This is a genomic window from Zoogloea sp. JDB1 (assembly GCF_056724025.1).
Genome location: NZ_CM161496.1, coordinates 4,846,826 through 4,860,935, shown reverse-complemented (window position 1 = coordinate 4,860,935; position 14,110 = coordinate 4,846,826). Strand labels below are relative to the sequence as shown.

At 63.3% G+C, this 14,110-nt stretch carries 14 protein-coding genes; 7 read left to right on the top strand and 7 right to left on the bottom strand.

Annotated elements, in window-relative coordinates; translation table 11 throughout:
* The first annotated feature begins 98 nt into the window (after positions 1-98).
* From ccoG to AC1PPK_RS22005, 4 genes are read left to right on the top strand one after another with little or no spacing between them, the layout of a single operon-like run.
* Complete coding sequence (gene ccoG / locus AC1PPK_RS22020; protein WP_481115135.1) at positions 99-1,541, top strand: cytochrome c oxidase accessory protein CcoG; 1,443 nt, start codon at positions 99-101, stop codon at positions 1,539-1,541.
* A gap of 12 nt (positions 1,542-1,553) precedes the next feature.
* A complete protein-coding gene (locus tag AC1PPK_RS22015; RefSeq protein ID WP_481115134.1) occupies positions 1,554-2,090 on the top strand; it encodes a FixH family protein in 537 nt (178 codons plus the stop codon).
* A gap of 13 nt (positions 2,091-2,103) precedes the next feature.
* Positions 2,104-2,244 carry a DUF3149 domain-containing protein gene (locus AC1PPK_RS22010; protein WP_481115133.1) on the top strand — a complete coding sequence of 47 codons (141 nt, stop codon included), beginning with the start codon at positions 2,104-2,106 and terminating at the stop codon, positions 2,242-2,244.
* A 50-nt stretch (positions 2,245-2,294) separates the two neighbouring features.
* Positions 2,295-2,537 (top strand): hypothetical protein, encoded by a 243-nt coding sequence (locus tag AC1PPK_RS22005; protein WP_481115132.1) that lies wholly within the window; start codon positions 2,295-2,297, stop codon positions 2,535-2,537.
* Between the two features lie 112 nt (positions 2,538-2,649).
* Here the strand turns inward: AC1PPK_RS22005 and AC1PPK_RS22000 are convergent, their stop codons facing one another.
* Positions 2,650-3,093: a universal stress protein gene (locus AC1PPK_RS22000; protein WP_481115131.1), complete on the bottom strand. Its 444-nt coding sequence runs from the start codon at positions 3,091-3,093 to the stop codon at positions 2,650-2,652.
* 181 nt (positions 3,094-3,274) lie between these two features.
* Between AC1PPK_RS22000 and AC1PPK_RS21995 the strand changes: the two genes are divergently transcribed.
* Positions 3,275-5,008, top strand: coding sequence for a PHA/PHB synthase family protein (locus AC1PPK_RS21995; protein WP_481115130.1), 1,734 nt, complete (start codon positions 3,275-3,277; stop codon positions 5,006-5,008).
* On the opposite strand, the gene AC1PPK_RS21990 is transcribed toward AC1PPK_RS21995, so the two are convergent.
* Complete coding sequence (locus tag AC1PPK_RS21990; protein ID WP_481115129.1) at positions 4,990-5,520, bottom strand: DNA-deoxyinosine glycosylase; 531 nt, start codon at positions 5,518-5,520, stop codon at positions 4,990-4,992. The genes AC1PPK_RS21995 and AC1PPK_RS21990 overlap by 19 nt on opposite strands.
* A gap of 104 nt (positions 5,521-5,624) precedes the next feature.
* Between AC1PPK_RS21990 and AC1PPK_RS21985 the strand changes: the two genes are divergently transcribed.
* Positions 5,625-6,782 carry an HD domain-containing phosphohydrolase gene (locus tag AC1PPK_RS21985; RefSeq protein ID WP_481115128.1) on the top strand — a complete coding sequence of 386 codons (1,158 nt, stop codon included), beginning with the start codon at positions 5,625-5,627 and terminating at the stop codon, positions 6,780-6,782.
* Positions 6,783-6,786: 4 nt separating this feature from the next.
* Here AC1PPK_RS21985 and AC1PPK_RS21980 read toward each other — a convergent pair whose 3' ends face one another.
* Together AC1PPK_RS21980 and AC1PPK_RS21975 are read right to left on the bottom strand one after the other, a co-directional pair.
* The gene (locus AC1PPK_RS21980) at positions 6,787-7,995 is read right to left on the bottom strand and encodes an MFS transporter (RefSeq protein ID WP_481115127.1); all 1,209 of its coding nucleotides are present in this window, start codon (positions 7,993-7,995) and stop codon (positions 6,787-6,789) included.
* A gap of 10 nt (positions 7,996-8,005) precedes the next feature.
* Positions 8,006-9,703, bottom strand: coding sequence for an ABC1 kinase family protein (locus AC1PPK_RS21975; protein WP_481115126.1), 1,698 nt, complete (start codon positions 9,701-9,703; stop codon positions 8,006-8,008).
* Positions 9,704-9,851: 148 nt separating this feature from the next.
* Here AC1PPK_RS21975 and AC1PPK_RS21970 point away from each other — a divergent pair, with 148 nt between their 5' ends.
* On the top strand, positions 9,852-10,001 hold the full coding sequence (locus AC1PPK_RS21970; protein WP_481115125.1) for a hemerythrin domain-containing protein: 150 nt from the start codon (positions 9,852-9,854) through the stop codon (positions 9,999-10,001).
* A 534-nt stretch (positions 10,002-10,535) separates the two neighbouring features.
* Here AC1PPK_RS21970 and AC1PPK_RS21965 read toward each other — a convergent pair.
* The 3 genes from AC1PPK_RS21965 to AC1PPK_RS21955 all read right to left on the bottom strand — a co-directional run bounded on the left by AC1PPK_RS21965 (position 10,536) and on the right by AC1PPK_RS21955 (position 14,099).
* The gene (locus AC1PPK_RS21965) at positions 10,536-11,966 is read right to left on the bottom strand and encodes an MFS transporter (RefSeq protein WP_481115124.1); all 1,431 of its coding nucleotides are present in this window, start codon (positions 11,964-11,966) and stop codon (positions 10,536-10,538) included.
* 262 nt (positions 11,967-12,228) lie between these two features.
* Positions 12,229-12,894 carry a signal peptidase I gene (lepB, locus tag AC1PPK_RS21960; protein ID WP_481115123.1) on the bottom strand — a complete coding sequence of 222 codons (666 nt, stop codon included), beginning with the start codon at positions 12,892-12,894 and terminating at the stop codon, positions 12,229-12,231.
* Between the two features lie 56 nt (positions 12,895-12,950).
* Positions 12,951-14,099, bottom strand: coding sequence for an acyl-CoA dehydrogenase family protein (locus AC1PPK_RS21955; protein WP_481115122.1), 1,149 nt, complete (start codon positions 14,097-14,099; stop codon positions 12,951-12,953).
* Between the last annotated feature and the right edge of the window lie 11 nt (positions 14,100-14,110).

Here is a 14,110-nt window from a genome sequence, read left to right as displayed (position 1 = left end):
TTTTGGCGAGATGCGACATTGCTCGCTATCAAGAACTCCCCGGGCTGGTCCCGGGGTGTTTTTGTGTTCAAATATAAGAATATTTTGATATTGCGATCATGAGCCAGCCAGACCCCCAGACTGCCAAGAAGACCAGCCCTTCGACCGCGCCGCAGGCCGCTGAAGTCGAGGACACCCTCTACGCGGTCCGCCAGAAGGTCTACCCCCGTGCGGTGACGGGCCGTTTCGCCACCTGGCGGTGGATTCTGGTGTGGGCGACGCAGATTCTGTTCTATGGGCTGTGCTGGCTGCCGTGGAACGAGCGGCAGGCCGTGCTGCTGGACGTGGTACAGCGCAAGTTCTACATCTTTGGGTGGATCTTCTGGCCGCAGGACGTGTTCTTCCTGGCGATCCTGCTCATCATCAGCGCGTATTCGCTGTTCTTCTTCACGGCGGTGGCGGGGCGGCTGTGGTGCGGCTATTCGTGCCCGCAGACCGTCTATACCGAGATCTTCATGTGGATCGAGGAGAAGATCGAAGGCAATCGCGCCCAACGCATGAAGCTGGACCAGTCCCCGCTGAGCGCCCGCAAGCTGGCGATCAAGGGCGCCAAGTTCGGCACCTGGGGGCTGCTGGCGCTGTGGACGGGCTTCACGCTGGTCGGCTACTTCACGCCGATCCACGAACTGCTCAATGAGGCGGCGACATTCAGCTTCGGCCCGTGGGAGCTGTTCTGGATCTTCTTCTACGGCGGCTTCACCTACCTGTTTGCCGGCGTGATGCGCGAACAGGTCTGCAAGTACATGTGCCCGTATGCCCGCTTCCAGGGCGTGATGTTCGACCCGGACACGCTGGTGATCACCTACGACCCCGAGCGGGGCGAACCGCGTGGCGCGCGGCGCAAGGGTGTCGAGCCGAAGACGGTGGGCAAGGGCGACTGCGTCGATTGCGGCATCTGCGTGCAGGTCTGCCCGACCGGCATCGACATCCGCAATGGCATGCAGTACGAGTGCATCGGCTGCGCGGCGTGTATCGACGCCTGCGATCAGGTGATGGACAAGATGAATTATCCCAAGGGGCTGATCCGCTACACCACCGAGAACGCGATGAAGCGGCACTGGGGCAGGAAGGAGATCGTCGGGCATGTGATGCGCCCGCGGATCCTGATCTACGCCGGGGTGCTGGTGGCGATCTGCACGGCCTTCGTGTGGGGCCTGGCGACGCGCTCGACGCTGCGGGTCGATGTGATCAAGGACCGCTCGACGCTGAGCCGGGAGATCGAAGGCGGCCTGATTGCCAACGTGTACAATCTGCAGGTGATGAACATGACCGAGAAGCCGCGGCGCTTTGCCCTGTCGGCGAGCGGTCTGGACGGGGTGAAGCTGAGTCCGGCCGGGCCGATCGAGCTGGATGCGGCGGAGCTGAAGTCGGTCACCATCGAAGTGGCGGCGCCGCCCGAGTCGGGCAAGCCCGGCTCCAACACCGTGTATATCGAGGTGAAGGCGCTGGACGATGAAACTGTGGCGGTACGGGAGAAGTCGGTGTTCCTGATACCGCAGTAAAGAAGTTGAGATATGAATCAAAGAGCAATGGCCCCGAATCAGGTTTCTTCCACTCCTTGGTACAAGGAGCACTGGACCTGGTTGTTGATGCTGATGCCGGTGACAGCAATCATCGGTGGCAGCATAACCATGTGGCTGGCTGTGACGTCCTTCGACGGCATGGTGGCAGACGATTACTATAAACAAGGTCTGGCGATCAATCAGACGCTGGCAAGGGCGAATGCGGCGGCCAATCTGGGCTTGAAGGCCGAAGTCCGATTCACCGCGGATGGGCTGTCGGTGGCACTCCAGGCCAAGCCGGGGGTTGAGTTGCCAGCCAAGTTGATAGTGACGCTGGCCCATCCGACCCGTGGTGGTCTGGACCAACAGCTCGTCATGGAACGCAGTGACGGTGCTTATCACGGACGTCTCCAGAATGAACTGGTGAGCGCCCACTGGAAGGTGTTGATAGAAGATGAGTCCCGCAGCTGGAGGCTGTCAGGGGCCGCATTCCTCCCCACAGAGACGGAGATCCGGATCGATTCAGCGGATCTGAAACCTGTTGATTGACATGGAGGAAGTCATGGCCTGGAAGGAATTGTTCGGTAGCGACATCGGTCTGCTGAGCTTGTTCACGATTGGGTTCGTCATTGTGATGGCTGGGTATCTGTATCGTTTTGCCCAGCGGCACATCGCAGAAGACGAACGACATTCTCATTCCTAGCTGACTGACGCGGGCCCCTTGGGGCCCGCATTTATTTTGGGAGCTTGAGCATGCTGAAACTGATCCAGGTTCTATGGCCCTCATTCTTGGTTGCGGGTGTGGCCGAGATCATCTTCTTCACCGTGGTCAATCCGCAGGAGTTGTACCTGTTGGGTGAGCCGGTGCACTTTTCCGCTATCGCCACATACTCGATCGGTTTCTTCGGTTTTTGGCTCGTTTGTGCTGCATCCAGCCTCAGTACGCTGTTTTTCCAGCAGACGGCGGCGGAAATCAACAACACGGAGTCCGACTGATTCGGCGGATTGCCGTGCTCCGGACTATTGGTACTTGCAAGGTAAAAGGGCCTCGCGGTTTCTGCGAGGCCCTTTCTTTTGATACGTGCTGCGGCTGTCCGTGCTTCGGAATTCAGCGATAAACCAGCACAGGGACCTTGCTGTGGGTCAGTACCTTCTGGGTTTCGCTGCCCAGCAGCAGGCCGCTCAGGCCGCGCCGGCCGTGAGATGCCATGAATATAAGGTCGCACCCGTTGCGCTCGGTGGCTTCGATGATGGCTTCATAGGGAATCTCGCTGACTAGGGTGTCGCCGCTCGATTCGACGCCGGCATCTTCCGCGCGGGCGCGGGCGCGGGACAGGATTGCTTCCGCTTCCGCAGCGGCGGCGCGACTGAACTGTTCGGGGGTGGTCGGGTCTATCAGGGCGCCTTCGCCATAGATAGGCATCGGAAAATCCGGCTGTGCATAAAAGAAGGTGAGTCGTGCCCCGGCTTCCTTGGCGAAGCTGATGGCCCTGGCCACGGTGGAGTCGGAGAGTTCGGACCCATCGGTTGGGACCAGAATGTTCTTGAACATGGTGTCGATCCTGTCGGGAACTGGGTGTCCCATTATAAAGCGCAGTCTGTTCGGGGGCGGCTTGACGAATATCAACGGTCCGTTGTCCAGTCAGGCTCACGATTTCAACAGCACAGGAACTTGCCGATTCGGTACATGATGCCGGAATCCAATTGATTTCGCATGAAAGGAGTTGTGACTCATGCCCCGCCGTGAACCCGCACCACCGCTTGATCTCGCGCGCAAGTCGCTGAGGCGACTGCATGATTCGGTCGAGTCTTCAATTGATCCGCTCGGCATGGCCGCTCCCTTGGTGCATGCGCAGCTTGCGTGGCTTGCCCATCCCCAGGAGCTGGCCGAGGCGGTGACTCGCGTCTCAGGAAGCCTATGGGCCCTGCAATGGCACAGCTGGCGCAAGTTGCTTGGCCTGCCCAGTGAAGATCCGCTCCGACCCCATGAAGATGACAACCGTTTCGCCGACGCGGTCTGGGCCGAATCCCCGACCTGGGATCTGGTGAAGGAGTGGTATCTGGTCATGACCCACCATGTCCAGGATATGCTGTATGACACCCCGGGGCTGTCGCAGAAGGAGCGCCGCCGGGCTGCCTTCTGGTGGCGGAAATGGCTCAATGCCGTGGCACCCTCGAATTTCTTCTGGATGAACCCGGTGGCGATGCGGCTAGCCGTGGAGACCAAGGGTGAGAGCCTGGCGCGGGGCTTCCGGAACTTTCTCGACGACATGGAAGCCGGCAACATCCGGATGACCGACCCCAGCGATTTTACCGTTGGCCAGAACCTGGCGACCACGCCGGGCAAGGTGGTGTTCCGCAACCGCTTGCTGGAGGTTCTGCATTACACGCCGACAAAGGCGCAGGTGTACAGGACGCCCATCGTGATCGTTACGCCGTGGATCAACAAGTTCTACATCCTGGACCTGAACCCCAGGAAAAGCATGGTCCGCTACCTGCTGGATCAGGGCTTCGATGTTTTCATCACCAGTTGGAAGAATCCGGGGCCGGAGATGCGGGATGTCAGCTTCGACGATTACCTGCTCGAAGGTGTGCAGGCCCTCATCGATACGGCGCGTGGGGTGACCGGTGCGCCAAAGGTACATGCGGTTGGTTACTGCATCGGCGGTACGGCATTGAGTACCTACATGGCCTGGGCCAATCGCCATTTCGCGCCGGAAGATGTGCCGGTGTCCCACTGGACGCTGCTTACCACATTGGTCGATTTCCACAAACCGGGCGATATCGAAGTCTTCATCGACGAAGGCAGCATCCGCTTCATCACCCAGAACATGGAGCGCAAGGGCTACCTGGACGGTGCCGAGATGGCTTCGGCATTCCGCTTGCTGCGTTCCAACAGCCTGATCTGGCACTACGTCGTGCATGGCTGGCTATATGGTGAAACGCCACCGCCTTTCGACGTTCTGTACTGGAACATGGACACCACGCGCATGCCCTTCACGATGCATGCCTGGTATCTACGGGAGCTCTACCTGCACAATCGCCTGATCGACAAGGATAGCCTCACGGTTGCAGGAGAACCCATTGATCTGGGGGCGATCACCCAGCCCGTCTATGCAGTGTCGGCGGAGGATGACCATATTGCGCCGTGGAAGCAGACTTTCCGCGCGATGAATTACGTGGGCGGCGTGAAGCGCTTTGTCCTGTCGAGCTCCGGGCACATCCTCGGCATTGTCAATCCACCCGTCAAGCCGCCCAAGCGCAAGTTCTGGGTTGGACAGGCCCGGCGTACCGATACGGCGGAAGGTTGGTACGAACAAGCCGAGGAGAGCAGCGGTAGTTGGTGGGAAGACTGGATGGCCTGGCTGAAGCCCCAGTGTGGCGAGTTGGTCGATGCACGGCCCGTGGAGACCAAGGCCTATCCAGCACTTGCCGACGCCCCGGGGACTTACGTGCTGGAGCACTGAGTCGGCGGTTCAGAAGCAGCAAGCACGCTTCGCCAGGCCTCCAGACGCCTGGCGAAGCTGAATGCGGCGTTGGCCGGACTGGTCGACGGCAGGCGTTCGTAGGCCAGTTGGTGGGCCGTCAGCGATTTCAACACGTGGCGTCGAAAGCTGGTCTCCGCCATGGCACCATTGAAGAAGATCCGTGTGATATGCGGATGCGCCGCCAGGAACCCTGGGAAGTCGTTGGGGACGATGGTTCCGACATCAATACGCGTGTCGAGACTGCCTTCCCGCTCACAGCACTGCAGTACATCCCACAGTGCAATGCCCGCAGATTCCAGGCGGCGCAGTCGCGCGGCGTAGGGTAGGGCGGGATAGGCCCCTACCAGTTCGCCCAGGATGGGCCAGAATAGATTACGAGGGTGTGCATAGTATTGCCCGGCGCGAAGAGATGCCTCTCCAGGCATGCTGCCAAGGATCAAGGTATGGGCCAGAGGGGTGGCAACTGGTGGAAAACTGTAAATCAGGGCCATGACGGTTCAGGCGGTGCTTGCAGCGGTGGGCGACAGATGCTGGAATAATCCCCTGTATCCGTGGGGAAGAAGACAGGTCGTCCGAAATGGTTCTGGAGTTTGCAATGAAACAGCGTGCCCACGTGCTGGTGGTGGATGATCAGGCCGATAATCTGTTGATTCTCGAGGACGTGCTGTCGACGCATTATGACGTTCATCCCGCCACGAGTGGCGGTGAAGCGCTTGGCTATCTGGAGACCGGTGGGCGAGCCGATCTGATCCTGCTTGATGTGATGATGCCCGGGCTGGATGGTTTCGAGGTCTGCCGCCGCCTCAAATCGTCCGAGTCTACACGTGGCATCCCGGTCATGTTCCTGACTGGCCTGGACCGTCCGGAAGACGAGGAACAGGGTTTCTCCCTCGGTGCGGAAGACTTCATCCACAAGCCAATTTCCCCGCCGGTCGTGCTGGCCCGGGTCCGCACCCATCTGGCCTTGTCGCGGGCTACCAAGGCGCTGCAGCGCCGCAACGCGGATCTCGAACTGCTGGTTGCCGAGCGTACTGCTGAAATCAGCGAGCAAAGCAGTCGTCTCGTCGCCAGCAAGCAGGAAGTGATTGCCGCCCAGGCGGCGACCATCACCGCCTTCTGTGCCCTCGCCGAAGCCCGGGACAACGAGACCGGCAACCATATCCGCCGCACCCAGCACTACGTCCGCATTCTTGCCGAGCAGTTGCAGGACCACCCCCGTTTCTGCACCCAGTTGGATGATGAGGTGATCCAGCTACTATTCAAATCGGCGCCGCTGCACGATGTGGGCAAGGTGGCGACGCCGGACGCCATCCTGCTGAAGCCTGGCAAGCTGACGCCCGAGGAATGGGAAGTCATGAAGCAGCACTGCGAATACGGCCGCAATGCGATCCTGCAGGCCGAGCGGGCGTTGGGGGGCACCGCGGACGCATCCTTCCTGCGCTATGCGGCTGAGATCGCCTATGGACATCACGAGCGCTGGGATGGCAGTGGCTATCCGCAAGGGCTGGCCGGCGACGCGATTCCGGTATCGGCGCGCCTGATGGCGGTTGCAGATGTCTACGATGCCTTGATCTCCCGGCGGGTGTATAAGCCGCCGTTTCCCCACGAGAGGGCGATCGAGATGATGGCGCTCGAGCGGGGCAAGCATTTCGATCCTGACATCGTAGATGTTCTTCTCCGGGTGTCCGGGGATTTCGCCGCCATCGCCCGGAACTTCAGTGATGAATCGGAGGAGGACGCGGCGTTGACTTGAGTTGCTAGCGACGCTCGACGCTCAAGGCCGTAAACACGGCCGCGGCCTGAAGTATGGCGATACCGATCAGGACCGCCCCGAAATTGCCCTTGTTCATGAAGCCCCCGAATACCAGTGGCGCCAGGGCCAAGCCTGTGTCCAGCCCTGAATAGACGAAGCCGTACACCCGTCCGAAGGCAGCCTGGCCGAAACGGGCCGTCGCCGCACTGCGCACCAGTAGATCCCGTGAAGGCCCCGCCAGACCGGTCAGAAAGCCGATCGCCGCCATCAAGGGCAAGACCATGGCGGCGCCCGGCCAGCCACTGGCCAGCAGGAGAGCGGCCAGGGCGGCTGTGCAGAGCGCGCCAGTGATGATCTGTCCTTGCCGAGCGTGGCGGGTCAGGAAGCCTCCTGTCAGAACGCCCGCTGCGCCAGCCAGCAGATAAGCCGACAAGGTCCCCGCTGCCTGGCTGACCGGCATCCCGTACATTCCCTGCATCAGCGGCGTACCGAAGTTCTGGATTGCGCCGAAGGCCGTGGTGAGCAGCAGGAAGAAGGTGAAGCACAGCCACACCGGGCCGACTTTCAGGATCTCCAGCGTGGTTACCTTGCGACTGGTCGCGCTTGTCGCGTGGGGAGCAACTGCAAAATGATGTCGCCCGAGCAGCAGCAGGGCGAGTGCGGGAATCGCCAGCAGGCCGGCACCCATGCCAGCGGTGCGCCAGCCTGCTACCGACGCGATGCCGGTCAGAAAGACCGGCGCCAGTGCCCAGCCCAGGTTGCCCGACAGGCCGTGCATCGAAAACGCGTGCCCGAGGCGCTGGGAGGATACGTTGCGGTTGAGGATCGTGAAGTCACAGGGGTGGAACACGCTGTTGCCCAGCCCCGCCAGAGCGGCTACGGCGATCAGATCTCCGAGTCCGCGGGCCTGGGACAGGCCGAAGCCGGCAAGGATGAAGCACGCAATACCGGTCGACAGCACCCGCAGCGGGCCGAAACGGTCCACCGCCAGGCCAGCCAGGGCCTGCCCAACACCGGAGACGACAAAAAAGACCGTCATCGTGCTGCCGATCTGCACGAAGTCCAGTCCGAACTCCGGCATCAGCCACGGAAATAATGGGGGCAGCAGCAGGTGGAAGAAGTGGGAGACGCCGTGGGCGAAGCCGACCAGGGCGATGATCCACGCGTCCTGGCGCGGCGTTAGTTGGGGTGAGCTTATCGTTGTTGTTGTCATGGAAAGTGGGTTATCGATGGGGACCGCCGCTACGCCAGATGGAGAGTAACAGCCAGAGTCCGCCGATCAGGGCAGAAATGAAACCGAGCAGGCCGAGGGAGGGCAGGCCGGGGAGTGCGGGCGCCTTGTCGACGGTCATCACGATGGCCGAACCGACGATCAGCGCGGCGATCACGATGGCCAGCGAGAGCCGGCTGGCAGCCCGGTCGATCTGGCTGCCGAAGCGTTGCAGCGGCAGCACCTCGACCTGGACCTGGAGTTTGCCCCGGCGTGCGGCGCGAAGGAACTGGCGTAGATCCCGCGGCAGGCCGGCGAGCAGATCTACCGTATCCGCGAAGGCGCGCCAGCCGCGCCGGGCAAAAGCCGCTGGGGCCGCGTGGGCCAGCAGTACTCGGCGCAGAAAGGGGCTGGCTTCGGCGGCGATGTCGAAATTCGGATCGAGTTGCCGGCCCATGCCTTCGAGGGTGATGAAGGCCTTGATCATCAGGGCCAGATCGGCGGGCAGGGACAGGCCGTGTTCGCGCAGGATGGCGAGCAGATCCGACAGCATCGCGCCAATGTCGAGGCGTTGCAGCGGTACGCCGTGGTAAAGGTCCACGAAGGTGTCGATCTCGGTGCGCAGATTGAGGAGATCGGACTCCGGGTCGTAGCGGTCATCGTCGCTCCAGTCGAGCAGCACGTCGGCGACCAGGCCGCTGTCGCGGCTGACCAGCCCGTGCAGCAGACGCGCCACCTGGCTGCGGCGTTCTTCGGTCAGTCGCCCGACCATGCCAAAGTCGATGAAGGCGATGCGGTTGCCGGTCAGGTAGAGCACGTTGCCGGGGTGGGGGTCGGCATGGAAGAAGCCGTCTTCCAGCAGCATCTTGAGCACCGCTTCCGCACCGCGACGGGCCAGCAGCTTGCGATCCAGCCCAGCCGCGTCGGTGGCGGCCAGATCCCGCCCGGAAATGCCATCCACGTAGTCCTGTACGTTCAGTCGCTCCCCGCACCATTGCCAGTGTACGCGGGGAATGACGATTTCCGGATGTCCGGCGAACTGCTCCGCAATCCGCTCCGCGTTGCGACATTCGGCGGCGAAATCCAGCTCGCGGCGCAAGGACAGCGTGAACTGACGGACGATGTCGCCAGGGTGGTAGCGGCGCAGGTCTGCAGCTTCCGCTTCGACGATCTCGGCTAGACGTTCCAGCAGGTGCAAGTCTGCCTCGATGACCGGGCGGATGCCGGGACGTCGCACTTTGAGGATCACGTCCGTACCGTCGCTCAGGCGCGCCCGATGGACCTGGGCCAGGGAGGCTGCGGCCAGCGGCTCGGTGTTCAGTTCGGCAAAGAGCACCTCGGGAGGCTCGCCCAGGTCTTCCATCAACTGTGCCCGTAGTTCGGCGAACGGCAGGGCAGGCGCGGAGTCCTGAAGCTTGCTGAACTCGGTGATCCAGTCGGCTGGGAACAGATCCACCCGCGTCGCCAGGATCTGCCCAAGTTTGACGAAGGTCGGTCCCAGTTCCTCCAGGGCTCGGCGGACCCGCGAAGCGGGTTCGAGGTAGGCCAATTCCCCCGGCTCGCGCCAGCGCAAGGCCTTGCCGGCACGTTCCAGCGCGTGCGCCATGCCGATGCGCCTGACAATGTCGCCGAAACCGTAGCGAATCAGTACGCTGGCGATGTCATGCACGCGTTTCAGATCGCGCACCGCGCCGATGGCTTGCCACAACATCAGTGGCGCCTTTCTGATCTGGCTGGGGTGCCTGCAGGGAAACGGCGGATGTGCATTTGGCAAAAGGAAATGGTCGATGGGGCAAGGCTGCCCTGCCCGACGGCAAGAGGCAAGGCGCAGTGCGCAAAAAGACCGAAAGTGCCGCAGCATGGCGGAGGAGGTCATCTCCCTGCGAAACAAGCTGCGCAACAACTTCACGCGGAGTCTGGGAGAGGAGATTTCCCGCTATCTGCGCAACTGGCTCATCGACCACATTCTCGTCGAGGACAAGAAGTTTGCGCAGTATCTGCAGGTCTGACGCTGCCGCGGCTGCGACGGGTCGTCTGTGCTGCGGCGCGGGTCGCCGGGTCAGCCGGATGGGGGGGCGATGGGCTCCGCTTGAAGCGGCGTTGCCGGCATCGGCCGAAGGCGTAGCCACTGCCGCCGATCAGGATGCCGGCAATCAGCCCGAGCGTGCCGGCCGTCAGCGTGGTTTCCGTTGCCGGCTCGGCCGGCGCCGGGGAGGCCGCCGCGGTGCTGGCGGTCGCGGGCTCGGGCGGGGCTGTGGTGGGTGACGATGGCGACGGTTTGTCGGCGGGAAGGGTGACCAGCTCCCCGTTCCGGTCCACATACCAGCCGAATGCCTTGGCGGTGGCTGCGGGAGGCTGGGCCACGAGTGTCCCGATGAGGATCGGGAGCTGCATGAGAAGGCGCGGCAGGAAAGACATCGTGGTTCTCGGTTCTGGCCAGATTTTTTGTCCGCCGCTTGCGAGTCATGGTCCTGACTTGCGCATCGGCCCTCCGGTGAAGGACGTGTTCGGCACTGGCGGCGGTCTGGTGGGGAATGGTTGGATCATGCTCTTTGCATTTTTTGTGCCAGGTCAGGGGGCTCGCCCTCGACCTCGCGTAGAAGGGGGAGCGCAAGCAGCGGCAGAAGGCCGATCACGGTGACCGTGATCATCAGCAGGCCGAGATTGGAAAAGTCTGTCTGGGTGATCTTGAAGGCCTCGTTGAGGTAGCCGGTGAACAACTGGCTGGCCGACAGGGCCAGGTTCATCAGGGACGCCATCACTGCGAACATGGTGGCCTCGGCGCCCTTCGGCGCGGCGCGGGCGGTGAGGATCAGCATCGGGACCATGGTCAGCTGGCCCAGCGGTGCCGAGATGGTGGTGTCGATGAAGGCGAAGGTCCGGGCCGACAGGCCCAGCCATTCATGGACGCCGTAGAACAGCCCGATGTTCGGCAGGTAAAGGACGGTGCCGATGATCATCACCCAGCCCAGCGTGAAGCTGACCGGCATGCTGACGATGTACTTGCGGAAGGCGAGCAGGCCGACGAGGCTCAGGACGGAGCTGACCTGGGCCAGTGCGCCGAGGAATTGCTGGTCGAAACCGAGCTTGTCGATGGCCCAGTAGCTGTAGCCCTGGCCCACGTCCGGCGTGGCACGGAACAGGAAGATGACGACCGCGGCAATGGCGATTTCCCTGGAGATGCCGACCCGCCACAGCACGATGCTGATCAGCAGCAGGGAGACGAACAGGACGATTTCCTGGGCGTAGGGCACGTCGAGTAGTTCCAGGCCGACGCCGATGGCCGCGTAGGCCAGCCCGATCAGTACCACCAGCCGGGCATTGCCGCCGCCCAGGATGTCGGTGTCGGGAACTGGGGCCGGCCGCGCCAGGACGGGAGCATCCGCGCCGCGGCGCACGCGCGAGAAGGGCAGGCTGGCGACCACCAGCAGCGGCAGCAGGGACGCCAGCGCATAGACCTTGCGGGGGCCGATCGCCCCCGCCAGCACGCCGGACAGGTAGCCGACGCTGATCGCCCCGACGAGCAGCGCCGCCCGGCCGAGGGTCTGGATCTGGTTGCGCTCTTCCTCGGTCTCGACCACTTCAACGCTCAGCGCGTCGGCGATCACGTCCTGAACCATGAAACCGATGGCGGTCAGCAGGGACGCGGCCAGGTAGCCGCTCTTGGTCTCGACTACCGTGGCCAGCGCCACATAGCCGGCAAAGGTGGCCACGCAGCCGGCCAGCAGCCAGGGGGTGCGGCGGCTGCCGAAGAAGGGGTGGATGTCGGCTGCTGCGCCGACCACCATCTTCATGGACCAGGGCAGCATCAGCCAGAAGCCGATGCTGGTGACTTCGACAGGGGACAGCTTGAGGGCTTCCTTCTGGAAGAAGAGCTCGGCTATGCCGGTGATGGAACTGGCGCCGTAGCAGAAATAGACGAGCAGCACCGTCGTCCATTCGCGGCGGAAGCCGCCGATGAATTTGCGTAACACGCTTTCTCCTGTCTTGTGCCGTGCGGATGCGTTGGAGGGTTTGGATGGGGTGAGGGAGGATGCAGGCAAAGACTGCGCCAACCGTACCTGGGGCCACGAGTATGGAGAAAACTGCCCGGAGCGGGCACTGTTTGCATGGCACCGGTTGCCGGTGCCCAGGACGGCGCGTGTCCGGATTTCCGCAGAAAATGCTGATGGCTTGCTGGTGTTTCATCAGCCGGGCTGCTGATCAACTGAACAACTGCCCGGCGGGGAATCGCTCTTACAGTGCCTGCGCGATGCGCTCCAGGCGTGGCATCCAGTTGCCGAGGATGTCGGCGGACACCAGGATGTGGTGGGCCTTGCCGATCAGCAGGTGGCGGGGGATGAAGCCGATGAAGCGGGAGTCGGCGCTGTTGTCCCGGTTGTCGCCGAGGACCAGATAGCTGTCGGCGGGCACGGTCACCGGGGAGAAGTCGCGCAGGGCCTGCACGCTGGGCAGGAACTGGACGGCGTGGTCGCGGCCGGCAAGGGTTTCGGTGGCGCGTACGGCGTCGATTTCGTGGTTCTTGCCCGCTGGTTCGGCTGCGACACCGACGACGGCGTAGCGCAGCGGCTCGCCGTTGATGATCAGTTCGCCGTTGCGCATGGCCACGGTGTCGCCGGGCAGGCCGACGATGCGCTTGATCAGGCGCGTGCCGTCGCGGGGCGAGCTGAAGGTCACCACGTCGCCGCGGGCCGGGTCGCCGAGGTGGGCGACCAGGATGTCGGTGAGGGGCAGCTTGAGGTCGTAGGCCAGGCGGTTGACCAGCACCACGTCGCCTTCGAGCAGGGTTGGGCGCATCGAGCCGGACGGGATCGGGTTCCAGTCGGCGATGGCGGTACGGAAGAAGCCGAAGCAGATCAGGAAGAGCAGGAATCCGCGGTTGTTTTTGAGCAAATCTTTCATGCCGTCCTCATGGGTTGTAATGTCGCCTATGGACCGGACGGTCGCGGCTTGGTTCATCAAGTGTACATATTCGGCGGCGGGTATTCACCGTTGAGCGCCCAGCGGCCGAGCATCGCCAACTTGTAGTCGATGGGGTCGTGCAGCGTGTGGGTGCGTACGTTGCGCCAGAAGCGGTCATAGCCGAGGCTGGCGCGGGTGCCGCGGGCGCCGACCACCTCGAAGAGTTCCTGGCTGGCGAACAGGCCGGCCCGGTGGGCGATGACCTTGGCTTCGGCGATGGCGACAGCGGTTTCGGCCCGTTCGCGTTCGCTCAGTGCCGGGCCGCGCGCGAAGGCAGCCTGGATCGCGGCGGCGGCCCGGTCGGCCAGTGCCTCGGCGGCGGCGATCTGCACGTGGATCTCGCCGAAGCGTTGCTGCGTGTAGGGATCTTCGGTGGCGTGCTGCACGCCTGAGGCTAACCACGGGCGGGCCTGCGTGCGGGCGAAGTCCCGTGCCTCATCGCGGGCGCCGATGGCGATGCCGACGAACAGGTTGGCGAGGATCAACTGGCCGAAGCTGTTGCGCAGGGTGTGGAAGGCAGACGGCACTGCGTCGTGGGCGCGCAGCACGTCGGCGTGCCGCAGCAGCACTTGCCGGAAGCTCACCGAGCCGCTGTCGGTCTGGCGTTGGCCGATGGGGTCCCAGTCGTCGTGGACGACGATGCCAGGCTGCTCCGTCTGTACGACGCCCAGAACGCTGCTGCCGTCGGCATGGCGGGCGGTGAGGGTCATGAAACGCGAGCCTCGGGTACCGGAGCAGAAGCCCTTGCGGCCGTCGAGCAGATAGCCGTCGGGGTGCTCACTGGCGGTCAGGCCTGCGTCGAGGGGATTCACCGCGTTGCCCCACCAGCCGTCTTCCGCAAGCGTGCGGCCGAGCCAGTGGCGCTGCTGGGCGGCGCTGCCGTAGATGCGCAGCGTGGCGATCTGCAGGTGGTGGAAGGCGAGCAGGTGGGCGAGGGCGCTGTCCACCGTGGCGATGCAGCGCACCAGCGCGAAGATCTCCGGCCACGGGCGTTCGTCTCCGCCCAGCTGGGTCGGGATGGACAGGCGCAGCAGGCCGGCATTTTGCAGCAGGGCCTTCTCTACGGCGGCGTGGCCGCCGCGCTTGTCCCGTTCGACGGCGGTGCGGCGGAGTTCGGCCAGCAGGGGGGCGAGATCGTTGGCCATGGGAATTCCGG

What these genes read in the sequence shown, in the direction of transcription:
- AC1PPK_RS22010 (WP_481115133.1), top strand. Translation starts at nt 2,104, where the DNA reads ATGGCCTGGAAGGAATTGTTCGGTAGCGACATCGGTCTGCTGAGCTTG.
- AC1PPK_RS21985 (WP_481115128.1), top strand. Translation starts at nt 5,625, where the DNA reads ATGAAACAGCGTGCCCACGTGCTGGTGGTGGATGATCAGGCCGATAAT.
- AC1PPK_RS22015 (WP_481115134.1), top strand. Translation starts at nt 1,554, where the DNA reads ATGAATCAAAGAGCAATGGCCCCGAATCAGGTTTCTTCCACTCCTTGG.
- AC1PPK_RS22005 (WP_481115132.1), top strand. Translation starts at nt 2,295, where the DNA reads ATGCTGAAACTGATCCAGGTTCTATGGCCCTCATTCTTGGTTGCGGGT.
- ccoG (WP_481115135.1), top strand. Translation starts at nt 99, where the DNA reads ATGAGCCAGCCAGACCCCCAGACTGCCAAGAAGACCAGCCCTTCGACC.
- AC1PPK_RS21990 (WP_481115129.1), bottom strand. Translation starts at nt 5,520, where the DNA reads ATGGCCCTGATTTACAGTTTTCCACCAGTTGCCACCCCTCTGGCCCAT.
- AC1PPK_RS21995 (WP_481115130.1), top strand. Translation starts at nt 3,275, where the DNA reads ATGCCCCGCCGTGAACCCGCACCACCGCTTGATCTCGCGCGCAAGTCG.
- AC1PPK_RS21955 (WP_481115122.1), bottom strand. Translation starts at nt 14,099, where the DNA reads ATGGCCAACGATCTCGCCCCCCTGCTGGCCGAACTCCGCCGCACCGCC.
- AC1PPK_RS21970 (WP_481115125.1), top strand. Translation starts at nt 9,852, where the DNA reads ATGGCGGAGGAGGTCATCTCCCTGCGAAACAAGCTGCGCAACAACTTC.
- AC1PPK_RS21975 (WP_481115126.1), bottom strand. Translation starts at nt 9,703, where the DNA reads ATGTTGTGGCAAGCCATCGGCGCGGTGCGCGATCTGAAACGCGTGCAT.
- lepB (WP_481115123.1), bottom strand. Translation starts at nt 12,894, where the DNA reads ATGAAAGATTTGCTCAAAAACAACCGCGGATTCCTGCTCTTCCTGATC.
- AC1PPK_RS22000 (WP_481115131.1), bottom strand. Translation starts at nt 3,093, where the DNA reads ATGTTCAAGAACATTCTGGTCCCAACCGATGGGTCCGAACTCTCCGAC.
- AC1PPK_RS21980 (WP_481115127.1), bottom strand. Translation starts at nt 7,995, where the DNA reads ATGACAACAACAACGATAAGCTCACCCCAACTAACGCCGCGCCAGGAC.